Origin of the sequence: Kitasatospora sp. MBT63, from assembly GCF_000710465.2 — a bacterium.
Classification (GTDB): Bacteria; Actinomycetota; Actinomycetes; order Streptomycetales; family Streptomycetaceae; genus Kitasatospora.
Map to the genome: position 1 here is coordinate 2,195 of NZ_JAIZ01000510.1, position 1,187 is coordinate 3,381.

General features: G+C 77.9%; 1 protein-coding gene and 1 pseudogene. Both read left to right on the forward strand.

The genetic code is table 11. The features are described from left to right. Nucleotides 1-855: esterase/lipase family protein (locus AA75_RS27120; RefSeq protein WP_368666611.1), on the forward strand; the 855-nt coding region annotated here is incomplete at its 5' end. 87 nt (nt 856-942) lie between these two features. Next, nucleotides 943-1,187, forward strand: a pseudogene (locus AA75_RS27125) (hypothetical protein); the annotation flags it as partial.

Below are 1,187 nucleotides of genomic sequence, written 5' to 3' on the forward strand. Positions count from 1 at the left end.
TCCGGTCCCGCGCCGACCGGACTTCCCGCGATCGGGCCCGCACCGGCCTCCGGACCACCCACGACCGCAGCGGCCGCCGCCGGCCTGCCGTTCGGGCGCGCCGTCCGGGGCGCCCGGGCCGAGGCCGCCGCCCTCGCGCACCACGTGGTCCGCTACCCGGCCGGGCTGGTGCCCGAGCCCCGGCCGCGCGACTGCCCGCCCGGCCCGGCGGCCGACCGGGCGCAGCGCGGCCCGGTGCTGCTGCTGCACGGCCTGGCCGACAACCGCGCGGTGTTCGGCCCGCTCCGCCGCGAGCTGCTGCGCCACGGCTGGGCGCATCTGCACGCGCTCAACTACTCACCGCTGATCCGGGACGTCCGGGCCGCGGCGGTGCTGCTGGCCCGCCACGTGGAGTGGGCCGCCGAGGCCCACCAGGGCCGGCCGGTCACCCTGGTCGGGCACAGCCTGGGCGGCCTGATCTGCCGGTACTACGTCCAGCGGCTGGGCGGGGACGCGGCGGCGCCGCGGGTGGTCACGCTCGGCACTCCGCACGAGGGCACCACGGCGGCGCTGCTGCCGACCCCGTTCCCGGTCACCCGTCAGCTCCGGCCCGGCAGCGACCTGCTGGCCGAGCTGGCGCTGCCCGCGCCGAGCTGCCGGGCGCACTTCACGGCGCTGCGCGGCGAGTTGGACGAGGTGGTCCGGCCGGGGCGCGGCGCCTGGCTGCACCATCCCGACCTGCACTCGGAAAATCTGCTGATCCCTTCGGTCGGTCATATCGGCCTGCCGGCCCATCCGTTGGCGGTCGAGGCCGTACGGCGCGCGCTGGAGGCCGAGGGGGGAGGCGCCGGGCTGGTGCAGCGACACGCCTCCTGAGATGCGCACTTTGTCCGGTATCGGGACAGGGGACTACAGTCTCGGCTGGTTTCTCCCCTTTCCGAGCGGGCTCCCCGAGGCGGCACCGTGACCATCAACTCCCGTACCGACGCCCGTGCCCAGCAACGCCGGCTGGCCCGGCGCGGCACTCGCACGGCAGTGCTGACGGTCGCGCTGCCCTCGGCGGCCACGCTCGGTGTGTTCACCGCCGCCGCGGCCGCCGTCCAGCACGACCACACCCACCCGTCGGCGCCGTCCGCCGCGGACGCCCGGCCCGACGGCGCCCGCACCGCTCCGCCCTCCCCGGGCCCCGCCGCCGTCGCGGCCGCCCG